General features: G+C 63.4%; 13 protein-coding genes. 8 read left to right on the forward strand and 5 right to left on the reverse strand.

Going from position 1 to position 16,916, the window contains the following annotated elements; genetic code table 11:
• Positions 1 to 24 precede the first annotated feature (24 nt).
• Complete coding sequence (locus PQ457_RS16985) at positions 25 to 1,152, forward strand: HlyD family secretion protein (protein ID WP_273620032.1); 1,128 nt, start codon at positions 25 to 27, stop codon at positions 1,150 to 1,152.
• Positions 1,153 to 1,178: 26 nt separating this feature from the next.
• On the opposite strand, the gene PQ457_RS16990 is transcribed toward PQ457_RS16985, so the two are convergent.
• Positions 1,179 to 3,017, reverse strand: a complete 1,839-nt coding sequence (locus PQ457_RS16990; protein WP_273620033.1) for a DUF885 domain-containing protein — start codon at positions 3,015 to 3,017, stop codon at positions 1,179 to 1,181.
• Between the two features lie 116 nt (positions 3,018 to 3,133).
• Here PQ457_RS16990 and PQ457_RS16995 point away from each other — a divergent pair, with 116 nt between their 5' ends.
• The 5 genes from PQ457_RS16995 (at position 3,134) to PQ457_RS17015 (ending at position 8,134) form a co-directional block, all read left to right on the forward strand.
• Positions 3,134 to 3,592: a MarR family winged helix-turn-helix transcriptional regulator gene (locus tag PQ457_RS16995; RefSeq protein ID WP_273620034.1), complete on the forward strand. Its 459-nt coding sequence runs from the start codon at positions 3,134 to 3,136 to the stop codon at positions 3,590 to 3,592.
• A 23-nt stretch (positions 3,593 to 3,615) separates the two neighbouring features.
• Positions 3,616 to 4,053 (forward strand): MarR family winged helix-turn-helix transcriptional regulator, encoded by a 438-nt coding sequence (locus tag PQ457_RS17000; RefSeq protein WP_273620035.1) that lies wholly within the window; start codon positions 3,616 to 3,618, stop codon positions 4,051 to 4,053.
• 81 nt (positions 4,054 to 4,134) lie between these two features.
• A complete protein-coding gene (locus tag PQ457_RS17005; protein WP_273620036.1) occupies positions 4,135 to 5,751 on the forward strand; it encodes an AMP-binding protein in 1,617 nt (538 codons plus the stop codon).
• Positions 5,748 to 6,917, forward strand: a complete 1,170-nt coding sequence (locus PQ457_RS17010; RefSeq protein WP_273620037.1) for a thiolase family protein — start codon at positions 5,748 to 5,750, stop codon at positions 6,915 to 6,917. The genes PQ457_RS17005 and PQ457_RS17010 overlap by 4 nt, the downstream gene beginning before the upstream one ends.
• On the forward strand, positions 6,917 to 8,134 hold the full coding sequence (locus tag PQ457_RS17015) for an SDR family NAD(P)-dependent oxidoreductase (protein WP_273620038.1): 1,218 nt from the start codon (positions 6,917 to 6,919) through the stop codon (positions 8,132 to 8,134). Before PQ457_RS17010 ends, PQ457_RS17015 begins: the two co-directional genes overlap by 1 nt.
• A gap of 46 nt (positions 8,135 to 8,180) precedes the next feature.
• Here the strand turns inward: PQ457_RS17015 and PQ457_RS17020 are convergent, their stop codons facing one another.
• The 4 genes from PQ457_RS17020 to PQ457_RS17035 form a co-directional block, all read right to left on the reverse strand.
• Positions 8,181 to 9,431 carry a PQQ-dependent sugar dehydrogenase gene (locus PQ457_RS17020; protein ID WP_273620039.1) on the reverse strand — a complete coding sequence of 417 codons (1,251 nt, stop codon included), beginning with the start codon at positions 9,429 to 9,431 and terminating at the stop codon, positions 8,181 to 8,183.
• A gap of 10 nt (positions 9,432 to 9,441) precedes the next feature.
• Entirely contained in the window at positions 9,442 to 11,619 is a 2,178-nt protein-coding gene (locus PQ457_RS17025) for a TonB-dependent receptor (RefSeq protein ID WP_273620040.1), read from the reverse strand.
• 103 nt (positions 11,620 to 11,722) lie between these two features.
• Entirely contained in the window at positions 11,723 to 12,982 is a 1,260-nt protein-coding gene (locus tag PQ457_RS17030) for a PepSY-associated TM helix domain-containing protein (RefSeq protein ID WP_273620041.1), read from the reverse strand.
• 240 nt (positions 12,983 to 13,222) lie between these two features.
• Complete coding sequence (locus PQ457_RS17035; protein WP_273620042.1) at positions 13,223 to 13,717, reverse strand: nuclear transport factor 2 family protein; 495 nt, start codon at positions 13,715 to 13,717, stop codon at positions 13,223 to 13,225.
• 218 nt (positions 13,718 to 13,935) lie between these two features.
• Between PQ457_RS17035 and PQ457_RS17040 the strand changes: the two genes are divergently transcribed.
• Complete coding sequence (locus PQ457_RS17040; protein WP_273620043.1) at positions 13,936 to 15,378, forward strand: APC family permease; 1,443 nt, start codon at positions 13,936 to 13,938, stop codon at positions 15,376 to 15,378.
• A gap of 31 nt (positions 15,379 to 15,409) precedes the next feature.
• Entirely contained in the window at positions 15,410 to 16,906 is a 1,497-nt protein-coding gene (locus tag PQ457_RS17045; RefSeq protein ID WP_273620044.1) for an aldehyde dehydrogenase family protein, read from the forward strand.
• Positions 16,907 to 16,916: the final 10 nt, after the last annotated feature.

Genomic DNA, 16,916 nt, shown 5'->3' on the forward strand with positions numbered 1-16,916 from the left:
TCATTTCAACAAGAGGCTTTTCCCATGCTCCAGCGCACCGCCGATCCCGCCTTGCAGGAGGCAGGCCTTCAGGAAATTCAGGCGCCCCCGCGCAGAATGTCGCGCGCGGTTCTGGCCGCCGCAGCGGCGCTGGCGGTGGGCGGGCTGGGCGCGGCATGGATCCTGTCCGAACCGGCAACGCAATCGACCGATGATGCCTATGTCGGAGCCGACGCCACCCATGTCGCCCCGCGCATCAAGGGCTTTGTCAGCGCGGTGCTGGTGGCCGAAAACCAGAGCGTGCGGGCGGGCCAGGCGCTGATGCGGATCGACCCGGAGGAATATGTCGCCCATCGCGCCCGTGCCGAGGCCGAGCTTGCCGATGCGCGCGGGGCGGTGGCGGCCGCCCGCGCGGCGCTAGTGCGTCAGGGCCGCGAGGAAGCGCTGGCCCGCGCGCAGACTGTTGCGGCGGCCACCTCGATCCGCTCGGCCGAGGCGAACGCGGGCCATGCCAGTGCCGACGCCGCGCGCTATCAGGCGCTGCTGGCCACCGGGGCTGTTGCCGCGCGCGATGCCGAAGCCTATCGCACCGGGGCCGTTGCGGGCGGGCAGGCGCTGGCCCGCGCGCAGGCGGATCTGGATGTGGCGCGTCGGCAGGGCGCGGTGGTGAATGCCCGGCGCGGCGATCTCCTCGCCGCTCTTGCCCGCGCCGAGGCAGGCGAGGCCCGCGCCAAGGCCGCGCTGGACCTTGCCGAACAGGACCTGCGCCATACTGCCATTACCGCCCCGATGGACGGCGTGGTGGCCAGTCGCCAATTGCGCGTGGGCGACTATGCCCAGCCCGGCACACGCGCCCTCACGCTGGTGCCGATGCAGGCGCTCTATGTCACCGCCAATTTCAAGGAAACCCAGACCCGCCGCATGCATCCCGGCCAGCGCGCGCAGGTGCATGTCGACGCGCTGGGCGGCGGCACGGTGGCGGGCGTGGTGGAGAGCATCGCGCCGGGTTCGGCATCGACCTTTGCCCTTTTGCCGTTCGAACCGGGCACCGGCAATTTCACCAAGATCGTCCAGCGTGTGCCCGTGCGCATCCGCATCGAACCGGGGCAGAAGGACGCCGGCGTTCTGCGCCCCGGCCTTTCGGTCACCGCCGAGGTTTCGGTGTCGCAATAGGTCCTGCTGAAAAGGCGATCATCGGCCTATCCGGCGTCGATATAGCGTGAGACGTTCTGGGCCAGAACGTCCAGCGGCACATTGCCGCCGTCCACCACCGTCTGGTTGAAATCGCGCAGGTCATAGCGTTGGCCCAGTGCGGCGCGGGCGCGCTCGCGCTGGGCGTTGATCTCGATCTGGCCCAGCATATAACCGCAGGCCTGCCCCGGCCAGGCGCAATAGCGCTCCACCTCGCTCACCGCGTTGCTGCGGGAAAGGCCGGTGGCGGCCATGAACTCGTTCAGCGCCTGATCGCGGCTCCAGCCCTTTGCATGGATGCCGGTGTCGACCACCAGCCGCGCCGCCCGCCACGACAGGCCCATCAGATAGCCCAGCCGCCCCGCCGGATCGTCGGCATACATGCCCAGTTCGTCGGCCAGTTGCTCGCTGTAGAGCGCCCAGCCTTCGGAATAGGCGTTAAAGGCCAATATCGAGCGGATCAGGGGCAGCGCCTGCGCAAATTCGCCCTGCCAGACATGGCCGGGGATACCTTCATGAAACACCAGATCGGGAATGCTGACGCGGTTGTGGATCGCCGGATCGCCCAGATTGACCCAGATCTTGCCGGGGATGCGCCCGTCGATCGACCCCGGCCCGCCATAGGCCGCAGGGGCCCCCGGCTCTTCGGCCAACGGCATGCGGCGGATTTCCAGATTGCCGCGCACCAGCCTGCGAAAGGCGGAGGGCAGTTTTTCCCGCATCGCCGCCAGTTTGGCATTCATATAGGCGACGATCTTTTCCCGCGCGGCATCATCGGTGCCAAAGGTTATGTCGGGCCGCTGCTGCAACGCATTCATGCGCTCGGCCACTGACCCCTGCGTCAGGCCGAGGCTGCGCAGGATCGTGTCCATCTGCGCGCCCAGTTCGACCAGCCGGGCGCGGCCGATGGCATGGATCTCCTCGGGCGTGCGGCGCGTGGTTGTCCCGGCGCGCAGGCCCCAGGCATACCACTCCTCGCCATGCGGACGGCCGCCCATGCCCGCCGCGCCGGTGGCGATGGCGCGTTGCGCACGGATTTCGGCCAATTGGCGTTGCAGGGCCGGGATCACGCCCTGGCTGATGATCCGCTCGGCCCGCGTGCCCAGCGCCGCAGCGTCCAGACCGGGAACCCCGACCGCCTTGCGCATCAGCGGCCCGACCAGCGGGCCATCATGGCGCGCCGCCTCGGTAATGGCGCGGGTCATCCCGGCAATCGTCTTGTCCAGCAGAAAGTCAGGCGGCACCAGCCCGATGCCGCGCGCATGGGCGATGCGCGCGGTTTCCCCATCCAGCAAGGCGGGCATGGCGACCAGCCGTTGCAGATAATATTCGGCATCGGCCGCATCGCGCACCGGCTGATCCCCGTCCAGCAATTGCGGGATGTCGATCCAGCCGCCCACGTTCTGGATCACGCAATAGGGCGTGTTGCGCCATCCGCCGATCGTGGCATCGCCATAGGGCAGCGCCATGCCTTCGCGCGCGGTGCGAAAGGCGCTTTGCGTGACGGTCAGGCTGGTCAGCGTTGCCGCATCCAGACCGCCGCGCTCCACCCGGTCCAGCCGCGCCAGAGCGTCATCCAGAAAGGCCCGCGTGGCCGCCACGCCCGCCGGCGAGCGATCATCGAGCGCGCCGCGCAGGCGCGCATGCGCCCCCGTGTCCACCCCCAGCGAGGTTGCGCTGGTGGGGGCGCGTTCCAGCAGATCCCACGCCAGCCTGTCGAGCAGCGCCGCGCCCGGACTGCGCGATGCATTCCCGGCCTTTGCGGCAAAAGCGTGGATCGGGCGGGCGAGCGCAGCCGCTGCCGCCCCGGTGAGCGCTGCGCGGCGCGAAAAATTCAAACTGTCCATGCCGCCATGATGGCCAGCGAATGGCGCAGCGTCAAATGTTAGCCATGGTCCGGAGGTCAAAGCACCATCCGGCATCGGTTGGACTTGGCCCGGTGGATGCGATAGGAATTCGCGCGATGAACAAATTGCCCGATATTCTTGGCGCTGAGCGCCCTGTTGAAGTGCATGTCTGGGTGGCGTTGCTGTCGCTCTACGGCAAAATCCATCAACGGCTGAACCGTCAGATGCAGCGTGATTGCGGCATCACTTTGGCGAAATATGACGTTTTGGCCCAATTGGTGAATGCGCCGGACGGGCGAACCCTGGGCGATTTGACCCATGGGTTGAAGGTGACGGGCGGCAATGTCACCGGGCTGACGCGGCGGTTGCTGGATGACGGGCTCATCGCTCGCGAGGCTTCGGCCACGGATAGGCGCTCTTTCATTATCCGTCTGACGTCGCGGGGAAGGGAGGCCTTTCTGGCGGCGCAAGCGATGCATGATGATGCCGTGCGCGGCTGGTTGGGGGCGCTTTCGGAGCAGGAAATGGAAAATGCGCTGCATCTGTTGCGCCGCATGGATAAGGTGGTGCCATGACGGGCCGGTGTGGCCTGCCGACTTTGCGGGAGGATCTCGAAGGTTATCCCAGCTATAGCATCAACCATCTAGCCAGCCTGGGTCAGGCCGCTCAGGCTCGGATGCTGGAGCCTCTCGGCCTCTCGCTGCTTATGGTGCGCGCGCTGACGGTGCTGTATATCGAGGATGGGCTGACCATCAACGAGATTGCCTTGCGCAGCTTTGCAGAGCAATCCACGACCAGTCGCACCATCGAGGCCATGGTGAATGCCGGTTTGCTTGAAAGGCGGACGCCGGCCGGGGACCAACGGCGGCGTGAAGTTATCCTGACTGCGGCTGGGCGCGATAAAATGCTCGCGGTCTGGCCGTTGATCGAGGGTTACAGGGCTTTGCTTACGGCAGGTATTGATGCGCAGGATCTGGTTGTTTGTCAGCGGGTTTTGGGGGCCATGATCGGCAATCTGCAGCGCGGTCAGGGCTGAATTTCCCGGTAGGCCCCGTGCTTGACAGATTTTATTTTACATATAAACATATGCGAAAGAATGCTTCTGGAGGGGATGGCCATGACTGCTGAAACTGTCTTTTCGCGGTTTGCCGCCGCCGCAGAGCATTGGCCGGACCATCCCTTTCTTCATATCCTGCCCGAAACCGCGCAGGTCTATGGCCTTGCCCATGGCGAGATCACCTATGCACAGATGCTGGCCCGCGTGACCGCGCGCCGCCACGTTCTTAGACAGGCCGGCGTCGGCCGGGGGTCAAGGCTGGGATTGTTGCTGGAAAACCGGCCGGAATTCATCGAGATATTTCTGGCCGCCAACAGCCTTGGCGGCTCGATTGTGCCGATCAATCCGGATCTGCGTATGGCCGAACTGGAATATCTGATCGCCCATTCCGAAATGAGCGCGGCTTTTGCGACCCCGGCCCGCGTTGCGGCGCTCGCCGCCGCCGCCTCGGCTGCGGGCAGCGCCATGGTTTGTTCGACCCCTGATGAACCGCTTCTGCCGCTGTCGCCCCACGCGCAGGCTTCCGGTCAGCCCGACTGGGAAAGCGAGGCGGCGCTGCTCTATACGTCGGGCACCACAGGCCAGCCCAAAGGATGCGTTCTGACCAACACCTATTTCCTGCATTCGGGGGATTGGTATGGCGATGTTGGCGGCCTCATCGCGCTGTGCCCGGGGCAGGAGCGCATGCTGACCCCGCTGCCTCTGTTTCACATGAATGCGCTGGCGGTGTCCTTGATGGCGATGATTACGCTGGGCGGCTGTCTGACGGTGCTGGACCGGTTTCACCCATCGACATGGTGGGATTCGGTGCGGCAAAGCAAGGCGACCTGTCTCCACTATCTGGGGGTGATGCCCGCCATGCTGATGAAGGCGCCGGAAAGCGAACTGGACCGTCGCCATTCGGTTCGTTTCGGGTTTGGTGCCGGTTCGCCGCGCGAATTGCACGCCGCTTTTGAACAACGCTTCGGTTTCCCCCTGATCGAGGCCTGGGCCATGACCGAAACCGGCAGCGGCGGCGTTATCAGCGCGCATCGCGAGCCGCGCAAGGTCGGCACCAATTGCTTTGGCCGCCCGACGCCCGATGTTGCCGTCCGCATTGTGGATGAGGCGGGGGTGGATTGCCCCGACGACGTCCCGGGCGAATTGCTCGTGCGCCATGCGGGAGGCGACCCGCGTTTTGGCTTCTTCCGCGAATATCTCAAAAATCCGCAGGCCACCGCCGAGGCCTGGGCCGACGGCTGGTTTCACACCGGCGATATTGTGATGCGCGATGCCGATGGGGATCTGCATTTCGTGGATCGCAAGAAGAATGTCATTCGCCGATCGGGCGAGAATATCGCAGCGGTTGAGGTGGAGACCATTCTGGCGCGCCATCCCGGCATTCGGGAAGTGGCGGTGGCCGCCACGCCCGATGTCATACGCGGCGATGAGGTCGCGGCCCTGATCGTGGCCAATGATCCTGCCGAGAATGCCGCACAACTGGCCGGTGAGATCGCCCGTTGGGGGCTGGACAACATGGCCTATTACAAGGTGCCGGGCTGGATCGGCTTTGTTGAACAATTGCCCCGCACGCCCACTGAAAAGATCCTGCGCGCCGCGCTGAAGGGCCAGGTTGACGCGATGATGGCACGCGGTGGTTTCCATGACACGCGCGCGTTGAAGAAGCGTCAGGGATGAGGCTGCGACGCGCCCCCTATGACGGAGTGGTTGTCTGCTCCCCGGTGACGGTGCCTTACCAGCGCTTTTCGCCCCAGCCTGCGCATTGGTGGGCGGGGGAGGCGCTGCGACTGCTGGCGCGCGCGACAGGGTTTGGTCCCGCCGATATTGACGGCTTTTGCTTTTCCAGTTTTTCCGCCGGGCCGGATACGGCCGTGGGCATGACCCAGCATATGGGCCTGTCGCCGCGCTGGCTGGACCATATTCCCACCGGCGGCGCCAGCGGGGTTATGGCGCTGCGCCGTGCCGCCCGGGCGGTGCAATGCGGGGATGCCGAAATTGTGGTCTGCCTTGCCGCAGATGCCAATCAGATTGACAGCTTTCGCAAAGGTCTATCCGCTTTCTCGCGTTTCTCGCAAGATGCGGTCTATCCCTATGGATTTGGCGGGCCCAATGCCACATTCGCCCTGATCACGGACGCGTGGATGCGCGAGACCGGGGTCGAACGCGCGGATTTCGGCAAGCTGTGTCTGGCCCAGCGTGCCAATGCCGCGTCAAACCCGCTGGCCCTGATGCGCGATCCGTTGACGATGCAGACCTATCTTGCCGCACGAGCCATTGCCGACCCGGTGCATCTGTTTGACTGTGTGATGCCCTGCGCCGGGGCGGAAGCCTTTATCGTCACCACGCCCGAAATCGCCGAGGCGCGCGGCTTGGCCGGAGCGGGCATTCTGGGCACGATCGAGCGCCACAACGCCTATCATCAGGACCCTGTTCAACGGCGCGGCGGCTGGGCCATGGATATTGACGATCTTTGGAGCATGGCGGGGATCGGTCCTGATGCGGTTGATTGCCTTCAGGCCTACGATGATTATCCGGTGATCGTGGCCATGCAGTTGGTTGATCTTGGCTTTTGCCCTGAACAGGACGTTGTCGATTTCATCCGTCGAACCGATTTCACGATTGGCGGCGATCTGCCGCTCAACACCAATGGCGGCCAATTGTCTGCCGGTCAGGCCGGTGCGGCCGGCGGCTTTCAGAATGTCACCGAAGGATTGCGGCAAATTCTGCATTGCCCGCTGGGCGCACAAGTGCCCGATGCCCGGATTGCGGCCATTTCAGGGTTTGGTCTGGTGAATTATGATCGCGGTGTCTGTACCGCCGCTGCGCTTTTGAAGGCCTTGTGATGACGCGTCCGCCACACCAAAACCGCGAGTCTTTGGCGCAGATCCCCCATGCATCGCCCGGCGCGCGCAGCCGGGCGATGCATGCCCTTTCGGCCCGTGCGGCGCAGGGGCGCTTTATGCTTCAGGCCTGCACCGCCTGTGCTGCGGTGGCTTGGCCGCCGCGTGATGCATGTCCGCAATGTTGGGGTGAGCTGGCGTGGACGGATCAGCCTGCGGGCGTATGCGTTGTCACACAGACCGCGATCCACGCCTCGACCGATCCCTATTTCCGCGCCCATTTGCCCTGGCGCATGGGCACGGTGCAATTGGACGCCGGGCCGGTGGCCATGGCCCATTTTCATGGTGCCTTAAAGCCGGGCATGCGGGCGGTGATGCGCTTGATGCTTGATCGCGGGGGCAATGCCGCCCTTTTCGCTCTGCCGGCCGAAGGAACACCCGAGATGAATGATCCGCAGAGCGACCGGCAATGGCGCGAATTTGTCGTTCCGGTTGCGGGCCGGACGGTTTTGGTCAGTGACGCCGGTCATGCCGTGGGGCGCGCGATGGTCCGCGCCTTGACGCAGGCCGGGGCGGGGCTGGTGGTTGCGGGGATGACCAGGCCGGTTTGCGTGAGCGATGGCGAGGATGCCGTCTTGGGCCATGAGGCCGTGCAGGTTGTCCCGCTTGATCTGACCGATCCGGCCTCGGTGGCTGCGGCGCTGGGTATGATTGAGCGTCCGCTCGATATTGTGGTCAACACCGCGCGTCATGTTCGCGGCGGGGGCGTCAGCCGGGATGCAGCCTTGGCCGAGCAGCAGTTTGCGCTGGAAGTATCCGCCATGGGCCTGTCGCGTCTGGCCGGGGCCGTCGTGCCGTTGCTGGCCGGGCGGCCTCAGGGGGCCTTCGTCGATCTGCTCTCGGTTCAGGCGCTGGCGGGGGACGCCGGGTTTGCCGGCTTCGCGGCGGCGGAGGCGGCTCGCCTCTCGCTGGTGCAAAGCCTGCGCCATGAAATGCGCGCCATCGGTGTGCGGGTGCTCACGGTATTTACCGGCCCGACTGATGATGCGGATCATCAATCTCTGCCCCCGCCCAAAGTGGCGCCTGCCCGTCTGGCGGCTGCGGTTGTTGATGCTCTGGCGCAGGGCCGGGAACAGACCTGTGTGGGCGATGTGGCGCAGGACGCCATGGCGCGCTGGCTGGTCGACCCGGCCCTTTTTATCCGGGAAATCAATCTCTAAACCATGGATCGCGCCGCAGGAAGGCATCCTCCCTGCGGCGTATTTTTTACCGCGCGGCAGGGGCGATACGCAGAACCACGGAATGGGGTTCGTCGGTTAAGGCATAGAGCAGCCCATCGGGGCCTTGGCGCACGTCCTTCAAGCGCTGATGCAGGCTGCCTAACAGGACTTCCTGACGAACTTCCTCAAGTCTTTCGTTGAAAACTACACGAATGAGCGCGCCCGTTCCGTTGATCTGGCCGCGCCGGGCGCTGGCGATGAACAGATTGTTGCGCCAGCCCCGCAATTTCGCGCCCGTATAAAAGGCAATGCCGGCGGGCGCGATGGAGGGCGACCAGATAAGCGTTGGCCCCTGCGTGCCGGGCGGCACAGGGGCGACGGGTAGCGGCGAGCCGCCATATTGCGTGCCGTACGTGGCATTGGGCCAACCATAATTGCGCCCCGCCAACAGTATGTTCAATTCGTCGCCGCCCTGCGGCCCATGTTCCGAGGCGATGACTTGCCCGGTCTGGGGCGCGAAGGCGAGGCCCAGCGGATCGCGATGGCCAAAGGTCCAGATTTCGCTCCTTGCCCCTTTGACGCCGACAAAGGGATTGTCGGACGGGATCCGCCCATCGCGCATGACGCGCAGCACTTTGCCATAGATGGTATCGGTGCGCTGGGCTGACTGAATGTCGCCCTCGCTCAGCGCGCCGACCGAGACGAAGAGATCGCCATGGCGTCCGGGCAGAATGCGCGATCCACCCACGGCTACCTTTGCCTCGCCCACCACCAGATCGGAAAGGTTCACCAGCCGCATCCCGTCCAGCCGCCCTCGTGCCAAAACGGTGGCGGCTGTGATCCGGCCGCCGGCCGCATCCAGTCCGACCGGACGATTAATGGTAAGATAGATCAGATGGTTGACGGCAAAATCAGGATCGAGGGCCACATCCTGAATGCCCAATACGTCGGACAGATCTAGATGGGGCGTATGGCTGTATTCGGGGATGCCCGCGATCGGGTTTGGCGCCAGTGTCGGTCGCGGCCCGGTGGCGTTGCGCAGCATGCGCAATCTTGCGCCCCGCTCCACCACCAACGCATCACCATTGGGAAGAAAGGCCAGACTGTAGCCATGGACAAGGCCCCCCGCGATGATATCGACCTTGATGCGGCTTTGTTCGGCAGTCTGGAACAGGAAAGGCCCGGCGCCCGGCAGGCGGGCAGGGACGCCCACCTCCGGCCCATCAGCGGCGCCTGCGGGCGCCGCCGCGATGGACAGCGCCAATGCGCATAGCGCGCTCTTTGGAAAAGTGCTCATCCCCGCCTCCTCAGAAACTGTAGTCAAGGCTCAGACCCACCGTGCGCGGCGCGATCAGGTTGAACCAATAGCGATTGAAATTGGTCTGGTTGTAATAGCCGCCGCCGATCAGGCCGCGTTTGTCGGTCAGGTTTTGGACAAAGGCATTCACATTCCACGGGCCAAAGTTGAGGGCGCCGTTGATGTCGAACTGGACATAGCCGGGATAGGATTGGCGCAGGGGCGCTTCGGCCTGGCTGGGCACGAATTCTCCCTTGCGCTCGCCTACATAGGTGGCCGAAATTCCCAACCGCGCTTTCGTCCCGTCGCGCAGCGGAGCCTCATAATCGAGCGAGAAACGGCCCGAATGTTCGCTGGAATAGGGCAAACGGTCGCCCGGCGCGGCATAGAGGACCGCCGAGGCGAAACCCTGACGCAGCGTGGCGTCGACATAGGACCACCACATTTTGGCCGTCAGCCGGTCTGTCGGTCGCGCCTCAAGGGAAATTTCGAAACCACGGCTGCGCGCTTTTCCGCCGTTGGAATTATAGGTAAAGGTGCCAAGGGCCGAAACCTGCGTCACCTGAATATCGCGCCAGTCGATGGCAAAAAGCGAGATGTCATAAGACAAGGCGCGGTTCAGCAGATCGCCCTTGGCGCCTAATTCGTAATTGATCGTGCGATCAGGCTTGAACTGACATGGCACCGGTTCGGCCGGATCGGTGTTGCACCCCGCATTGGGGCCGCCGGGGCGATAGCCCGAGGCCACGCGGCCATAAATCATGTGATCGGGCGTAGGCTTGAACCGGGGTGAAACCTGAAAGGTGAAGGCATTGCCGCTGGCCTGCGGGTTGGTTTCCCGATGGGCCGCAGGGGCGGGGTCGGGCTCAAGCATGGTCCATTCGCGGTGGATCATGGATTGGGTGTTGCGGCTCCACCGCCCGCCCAATTGCACATCGAACCTTTCGCTCAACCGCGCAGTGATATTGGCAAAGCCTGCAAATTCCTCATAGGTCGCCGAATCGCGCCAAATCACCGGATAGCCGTAGATCGCGCCGTTGAGCGGATTGGTGGCGGCGGAATCAATCGTGTAATTCGCCTTTTCCCGCGTATAGAAACCGCCCGCAATCCAGTCGAAAGACTGCGCCAGCGTGCCCGACAGACGCGTTTCATGCGATACCTTGTCCACGCTGTAGCCGGTCATCATCACATGGCCGAAATCGGACGCGGCGGGATAGACAAGCGGAAATACCGCTGCGGTCAGCGGCGAGGCGGTAAAATCGATGCGGTCCGAATTGCTGTTGCGTGAAAACGCGGTCACAGATGTCAGGTCCACCCTGCCGAGGCGGGCCTTGATGGTGGCATTGTACATCTGCACTTCGGAATGGCTGGGCCCGGCACCGATCTGGTCGGTCTGCTGAAAGGGCGCGCCGGTTCGGCTGTCCACTGAGGGTGAGCCATGCAGGTCGCGCACCTGATAAAGGGCGCTCAGCCGCAAGGAGAAAGACGAGGAAGGCTTCCACAGGGCTGAGAGGCGACCGCCGGTTACGTTGGAGGAATTCACATTGTCGCGGCCGGTGCGGATATTGTCGATATAGCCTGCATCGCGGCGAGTGAACACGCTGGCCCTTATGGCAGTATCCTCGCTCAGAGGAATGTTGAGCGCGGCGCGGGCATTATAGCCAAGCGACTGGCCGCCATAGTTGACCATATTGAGGCCGCCGCCCACGCTGCCGGAAAAGCCGCGGGTATCAGGGGCGACGGTCACATATTTCACCAGACCGCCAATGCTGCTGGCGCCATAGAGCGTACCTTGCGGGCCGCGCAGAACCTCGATCCGGGCCAGTTCCGAAGGGTCAATGTCGGGCGCTGCGCCAAACAGGCCGCCCTGCCCCGTGGATGATCCATACGGGACATCGTCAATGGTGAAACCGACCGCCGGATTGCCCGTGGCGGGGCCGGTGGTTATGCCGCGAATGGCCAATTGCGCGCGGTTGTTGACGAATTGAAGATTGACCCCCGGCATGCTGGAAAAGAAATCCTGCGCACGGGTCTGGTTGACCGCCAGCAGGGCGTTGCCGCCGATGGCCGATACGGGGACCGGCACGTCCTTGAGACGCTCCTCGCGCTTTTGCGCGGTCACGATGATCTCGTTGGAATTGTCCGGCTTGGTGGGGCCATCGCCGGCCACCGCAGGAGTACAGGTCATGGCAAGCGCCATGAGGCAGGTCAGCGGCAAATGGCGGACACGGAATTCGGCACTTCCCATCACAGGGTTCCCCTCTTCTTTTCTGGTTTTTAAAATTCTTGGCTCATCGCAGGCCTCTGCGGCGCCACCACAGCCACAGTCCGGTGACACAGCCCAGCACCACGACCAGTCCAAAGCAGGCCACCGCCACTTGCCACACGCGCCCGCCGACAGCCGTGACATGCAGGGCAATCAGCCAGTTGGTCAGCGTGTTGCCGGCCCGCTGTCCGGTGGGAAGTTGCAGCCCCAGAAAGCGGCCATCGCGCGCGTCAATCGCGATGGTGGCCGCCGTTGCGGGGGAGTCGGTTTCCGTGGGGCGGCCCTGCGCGTCGAGCAGATCGCGCGAGGTGTGCATCAGGAAAAAATAGAGGCCCAGATCGCGCCGATATTCGATGGCGGCGGGCTTTCCGAGCATGAAGCCTTCGCGCCGGGCCTCTTGGGCAAAATAGTGCTGACCCAGTTCGGCGGCCTTGAACCAGTTGATCGGCGGATTGACCAAGGGTTGCGACAGGGGGGCACGCGGCGGCGCTTCCTGAAAATGTTCATAGGGGGCGATACGCTGGACCGCGTGGGCATAGGGGCCGCCCAGATTGAGCGCGAACCCGGTGACGGCAAAAATGGCCAGCAGGGGCCAGAGCCACAGGCCGGGCGCCCGATGCAGATCAAGCAGAAGGCGATTGGTGTTACCCTTGCGCTCGATTTTCCACGCGCTGGCCCAACGCTGGCGAAAGGGGCGGGCAGGCGTATTTTTCCTGCCCCGTCCGGGCCGTGGCGGCAGGGTTAGCCAAAAGCCGGTCAGACTTTCGGCCAACCAGACCAGCCCAAGCACGCCGATCAGCAGGATGCCCGCGCCAAAGGGTAAAAACATCGCATAATGGAGGTAATAGAGAAAGCTTGGCAGGCTTTGCCAATTGAGGGCGGCGGCACCGATCCGGCGCTGGCCCAACCTTTCGCCGGTATAGGGATTGGCAAATAATTCATCGTAATCCAGCGCAAATTCTCTGCCGCTGCGTGGATCAATCGCGGGCATGACGCGGGCAAACAGCGCTTCATCCGGCCGTTGCGGCAACTGCAGCGAGAACACGCTGCTGCGCGGATCCTGTGCTTCCAGTCGGGCGCGGATGCGCAAGACTTCGTTCAATGTCCACCCCTGCGGCCGAGGTATCACAATCCGCATAGGGGCGTTGAGCTTGCGCTCCAGATCCTGGTAAAAGGCAATGGCGCTGCCCGTCGCCGCAATCACGATAAGAAACAGCCCAAGCACCAGACCGATGTATCGGTGCAATGTCAGGCATGCCGATCGGAGCGGCTTTGAAGCAGCCACGTTAAATTCTCCCCCAAATAAGCGAAGCGGGTTTGGCCCATTCAAAATATGATTGCCAAAATTACCCGGATGTCGCGAAGAGCGTCCAATTATTGCCCAGTCTCTCCGCGTCTTCTATTGTCAAGAGAATGACATAATGGTTGGAATCAAGAATGGCGCGAATGGACTTCGCCATGATAATTTCGGCCACCCGGTATTTGCGCGTGGCCATCCATTGCAACGGCGAAGTCCGGCGCGTGATCAGTAGTCGAAATCCAGCTCTGGCCGCGACCATGCCCAGCCGGTAATTCGCCAGCCCGCAGCTTCCTTGTGCAGCGCAACGGTAAAGGTCGCGTCGATTTCCGCGCCTTGCTGGCCATTCAAAGTATAGCGGAAATCGGCCGGAACCACGACATAGGCGCGATCCCCGGCCACATCGATCCGCCGCGGTTTGCGTAGCGTGTTCACACCCTTGGTCAGCCCGATGGCCTTGTTATGCGCCGTCAGTGCCGAAACCCAGCGGGCGCAGGTATCGGCCCCATGCCATTCATACGGGGCAAATTCGTCGACAATGGCCGATTCTTTGGCGCATGCCGCGACGACCCCGGCCGTGTTGCCCTTGTTCAGATTGTCGACATAACTGCGCACGGTTGCCATCACCGCATCGGCCACGGCCGGATCGGTCCGTTCCTGCGCCTGTGCCGGGTTCTGTGTTTGCGCAGGCAAGGCAAGCGCCATCAGCCAGGCAGCCCTCATCCATCGCTTCATTGCTTGTACCCTTTCTTTATCCGGTAGCGTCCGAGGGGTCGCCCAAGCGGCGTGCAATGACAAGTGACCGAGCGCCCTTGGCGAAGGTGCTGGCCGAAAATACAAACTATGGCGACACAAGTGCAATACCGTGTGGCGGCAAACCTGCCATTGCTGCATTCTCCGGTGGATGGGTTTCCCCGGCTCTTGTTATGCGACGAGCTTTTATGATCAATTCCGACCATGAGGCCACCGACGAGGGTGGTCTGTTTTCTGGCATTCTGGGCACTGGCGACATCATTTTCATGATTCTGGCCTGCGCCGCGCCGATGGGCGTTCTGGCCGGAATTGTGCCTCTGGCCTTTGCTTTCGGCAATGGTGCAGGGGTGCCAGGCACCCAGCTTGGCATGAGCATCGTGATGCTGCTGTTTGCGGTGGGCTATGTGCGGATTATTCCGCATGTGCGCAACGCAGGGGCGTTTTACGCCTATATCGCGGCCAGCCTGAACAAGGAGGCGGGCATCGCGGCGGCCTATACGGCGGTGGTGGCGTATATCTGTGCGGCGGCTTCTGTGCTGGGCGCGATGAGCTATTTTGCCGCCGACCTGTTTGCCGCCCTGACCGGAATTGTCACAAGCTGGGTGGTCTGGGCCGTGGTCAGTATCGCGGTCATCGCATGGCTGGGCTATCACAAGATCACGATGGCGGCCAAGGTGCTGATCGTGGCGCTCTTGCTGGAGGTGGGGCTGATCGCGGTGATCGACATCCTGATCCTGTGGGATCGCGGATGGGCAGGTCTCGATTTCACCAGTTTTTCGCCCCGCGCTGTTTTCGCACCGGGCCTTGGCATTGCGGTGATCTATGCCATCAACGGCTGCATCGGCTTTGAGGCAACGGCCATCTATCAGGAAGAAGCCGTCAACCGCGCCGTCACCATTCCGCGCGCCACCTATGGCGCCGTGCTGGTGCTTGGCAGCTTTTATGTGCTTTCCTCATGGTGTCTGGTGCTGGCGGTTTCGCCCGACAAGATCAAAGCTGTCGCCGGGGCCGATCCGGGGCATCTTGTGGCGAATGTGGCGTTCGGTCAACTTGGCCAATTCGGGCGCGATGCACTTAACCTGTTGACGATCTCCAGCCTGTTTGCCGCCGCGCTTGGCTTCTTCAACAATATCTCGCGCTATTTCTTCGCGCTTTCCCGCGATGGGCTGATCCCCGCGCCGCTGGGCCGGGTGCATCGGCGGCACGGCTCGCCCTATCTGGCCTGTCTGCTGCTGGCGGTTCTGTTGATCCTCATCATCGGTTTTTTCGCGCTGGCCGGGCTTGACCCCTTGCTCAGTCTTGCCACCAGCCTGTCTTCGATGGGAGCGGTGGGGCTGGAAATCCTGCTGACGACCACGTCCCTTACCATTCCGCTCTTTTTTGCCCGGCGCGGCGAATATTCATGGGGCAGGACGGTTGCTCCGCTGGCCGCCGGTTTGATTATTGCGGCGGCGACATGGCTGTCGCTGGCCAATTATCCCACACTGACGGGCACCACCTTGCCGGTCATCAACCGCCTGCCTTTGCTCTTTATCGCCATTGCGGCCTTGGGGTTGGGGCATGGCATCTATCTGCGCCGAATGCGCCCTGCGGCCTATGCGCGCGTGGGTTCGTCCCACGTCGAGGGCTAGGCGTCTGCGCCTGTTGAAACGGAGCCATCCTATGACTGTACCTCCCGCGCCCACCTTGCCTTCGGGCCGGTTGCTGATCGACGGCGCCCTGGTCGAACCGCTGCGATCCGACCGGACCCTTGCGGCTGTTGATCCGGCAACCGGGCGCAACATCATGCAGTTTCCGGTCTGCGATGCGGATGATGTCGACCGCGCGGTACAGGCTGCTCACCGTTGTTTTCAAAGCGATGCGTGGCAGATGATGCGCCCGCTTGATCGCGGACGCCTGCTCGAAAGGCTGGCCCTGCTGGTCGAGCGCGAGCGGGACGATCTGGCTGCGCTTGAATCGCTCGACAGCGGCAAATTGCTGGCGGTGACCAGCGCGATCGATCTGCAGTTCACCATCGACGGCCTGCGCTATTTCGGCGGCTGGGCGTCCAAGGTGATGGGCGAAACCGTGACCCATTCGCCGCTGGTGGCCGAACCTGCGGTCTATCGCGCCTTTACCCAGCGGCGCCCGGTGGGCGTGGTCGCGGGGATCACGCCGTGGAATTTCCCCATCGGTCAGGCCATTCAGAAGATCGCCCCGGCCATCGCCTTTGGCTGCACGGTCGTGCTCAAGCCATCGGAGGAAACCTCGCTCACAGCGCTTCGGCTGGGCGAATTGATCGCGGAGGCGGGCTTTCCGGCGGGCGCGGTCAATATTGTGACGGGCGAAGGGGCGGTGGGCGCCGCGCTGGTCGAGCATCCCCTCGTGCGCAAGATTGCCTTCACCGGATCAAATGCCACGGGGCAGTCGATCCTGCAGGGCGCGGCGCGCTCAATGAAGCGGGTGACGCTGGAACTGGGCGGCAAGTCACCGACCATCGTGCTGGCCGATGCCGATTTGGACCGCGCTATTGTTGGGGCGGCGGGCGCGATCTTTGCCAATTCCGGCCAGATTTGCACCGCCGGTTCGCGTCTCCTGATCGAGGCGCCCATTTATGACCGCGTGCTGGAAGGCGTTTGCCGTATTGCACAAGATCTGCGGCTGGGTTCACCCTTTGACGCCGCCACCCAGATGGGACCGCTGATTTCGGCCCGTCAACGCGACCGGGTGGGCGCCCTGGTGTCCGCCGGTCTTGCCGAAGGCGCCGTCGCGCTGACGGGAGCGGCGATGCCCGATGGCGAGGGCTGGTTTTATCGCCCCACCGTGCTGGCGGGCGTCGGCGCCGATATGACGGTGATGCGCGAGGAAATCTTTGGCCCGGTGGTCTGCGCGGTCAAGGTGGAGGACCGGGCCGACATCGTGCGCATGGCCAATGACACGAGCTTCGGCCTTGCCGCCAGCATCTGGACACGGGATATCGACGCGGCCCATCTGCTGGCCGACCGGATTGATGCGGGCACGGTCTGGATCAACACGCATAATGTGCTGGATTTGGCCATGCCGTTTGGCGGCAACAAATTGTCGGGCGTGGGCCGGGAATTTGGCAGCGAGGCGATGCAGGCCTTTACCGAGCCCAAAGCGGTCTGTTTGCGGCTGGACCGCGCGGCGGCGGGGTTCTGACAAAGAAAAG

Source organism: Novosphingobium humi, assembly GCF_028607105.1.
In the GTDB taxonomy this organism is placed as follows: domain Bacteria; phylum Pseudomonadota; class Alphaproteobacteria; order Sphingomonadales; family Sphingomonadaceae; genus Novosphingobium; species Novosphingobium humi.

What these genes read in the sequence shown, in the direction of transcription:
- PQ457_RS16985 (WP_273620032.1), top strand. Translation starts at nt 25, where the DNA reads ATGCTCCAGCGCACCGCCGATCCCGCCTTGCAGGAGGCAGGCCTTCAG.
- PQ457_RS17025 (WP_273620040.1), bottom strand. Translation starts at nt 11,619, where the DNA reads ATGACCTGTACTCCTGCGGTGGCCGGCGATGGCCCCACCAAGCCGGAC.
- PQ457_RS16995 (WP_273620034.1), top strand. Translation starts at nt 3,134, where the DNA reads ATGAACAAATTGCCCGATATTCTTGGCGCTGAGCGCCCTGTTGAAGTG.
- PQ457_RS17020 (WP_273620039.1), bottom strand. Translation starts at nt 9,431, where the DNA reads ATGAGCACTTTTCCAAAGAGCGCGCTATGCGCATTGGCGCTGTCCATC.
- PQ457_RS17005 (WP_273620036.1), top strand. Translation starts at nt 4,135, where the DNA reads ATGACTGCTGAAACTGTCTTTTCGCGGTTTGCCGCCGCCGCAGAGCAT.
- PQ457_RS17045 (WP_273620044.1), top strand. Translation starts at nt 15,410, where the DNA reads ATGACTGTACCTCCCGCGCCCACCTTGCCTTCGGGCCGGTTGCTGATC.
- PQ457_RS17040 (WP_273620043.1), top strand. Translation starts at nt 13,936, where the DNA reads ATGATCAATTCCGACCATGAGGCCACCGACGAGGGTGGTCTGTTTTCT.
- PQ457_RS17010 (WP_273620037.1), top strand. Translation starts at nt 5,748, where the DNA reads ATGAGGCTGCGACGCGCCCCCTATGACGGAGTGGTTGTCTGCTCCCCG.
- PQ457_RS16990 (WP_273620033.1), bottom strand. Translation starts at nt 3,017, where the DNA reads ATGGACAGTTTGAATTTTTCGCGCCGCGCAGCGCTCACCGGGGCGGCA.
- PQ457_RS17035 (WP_273620042.1), bottom strand. Translation starts at nt 13,717, where the DNA reads ATGAGGGCTGCCTGGCTGATGGCGCTTGCCTTGCCTGCGCAAACACAG.
- PQ457_RS17015 (WP_273620038.1), top strand. Translation starts at nt 6,917, where the DNA reads ATGACGCGTCCGCCACACCAAAACCGCGAGTCTTTGGCGCAGATCCCC.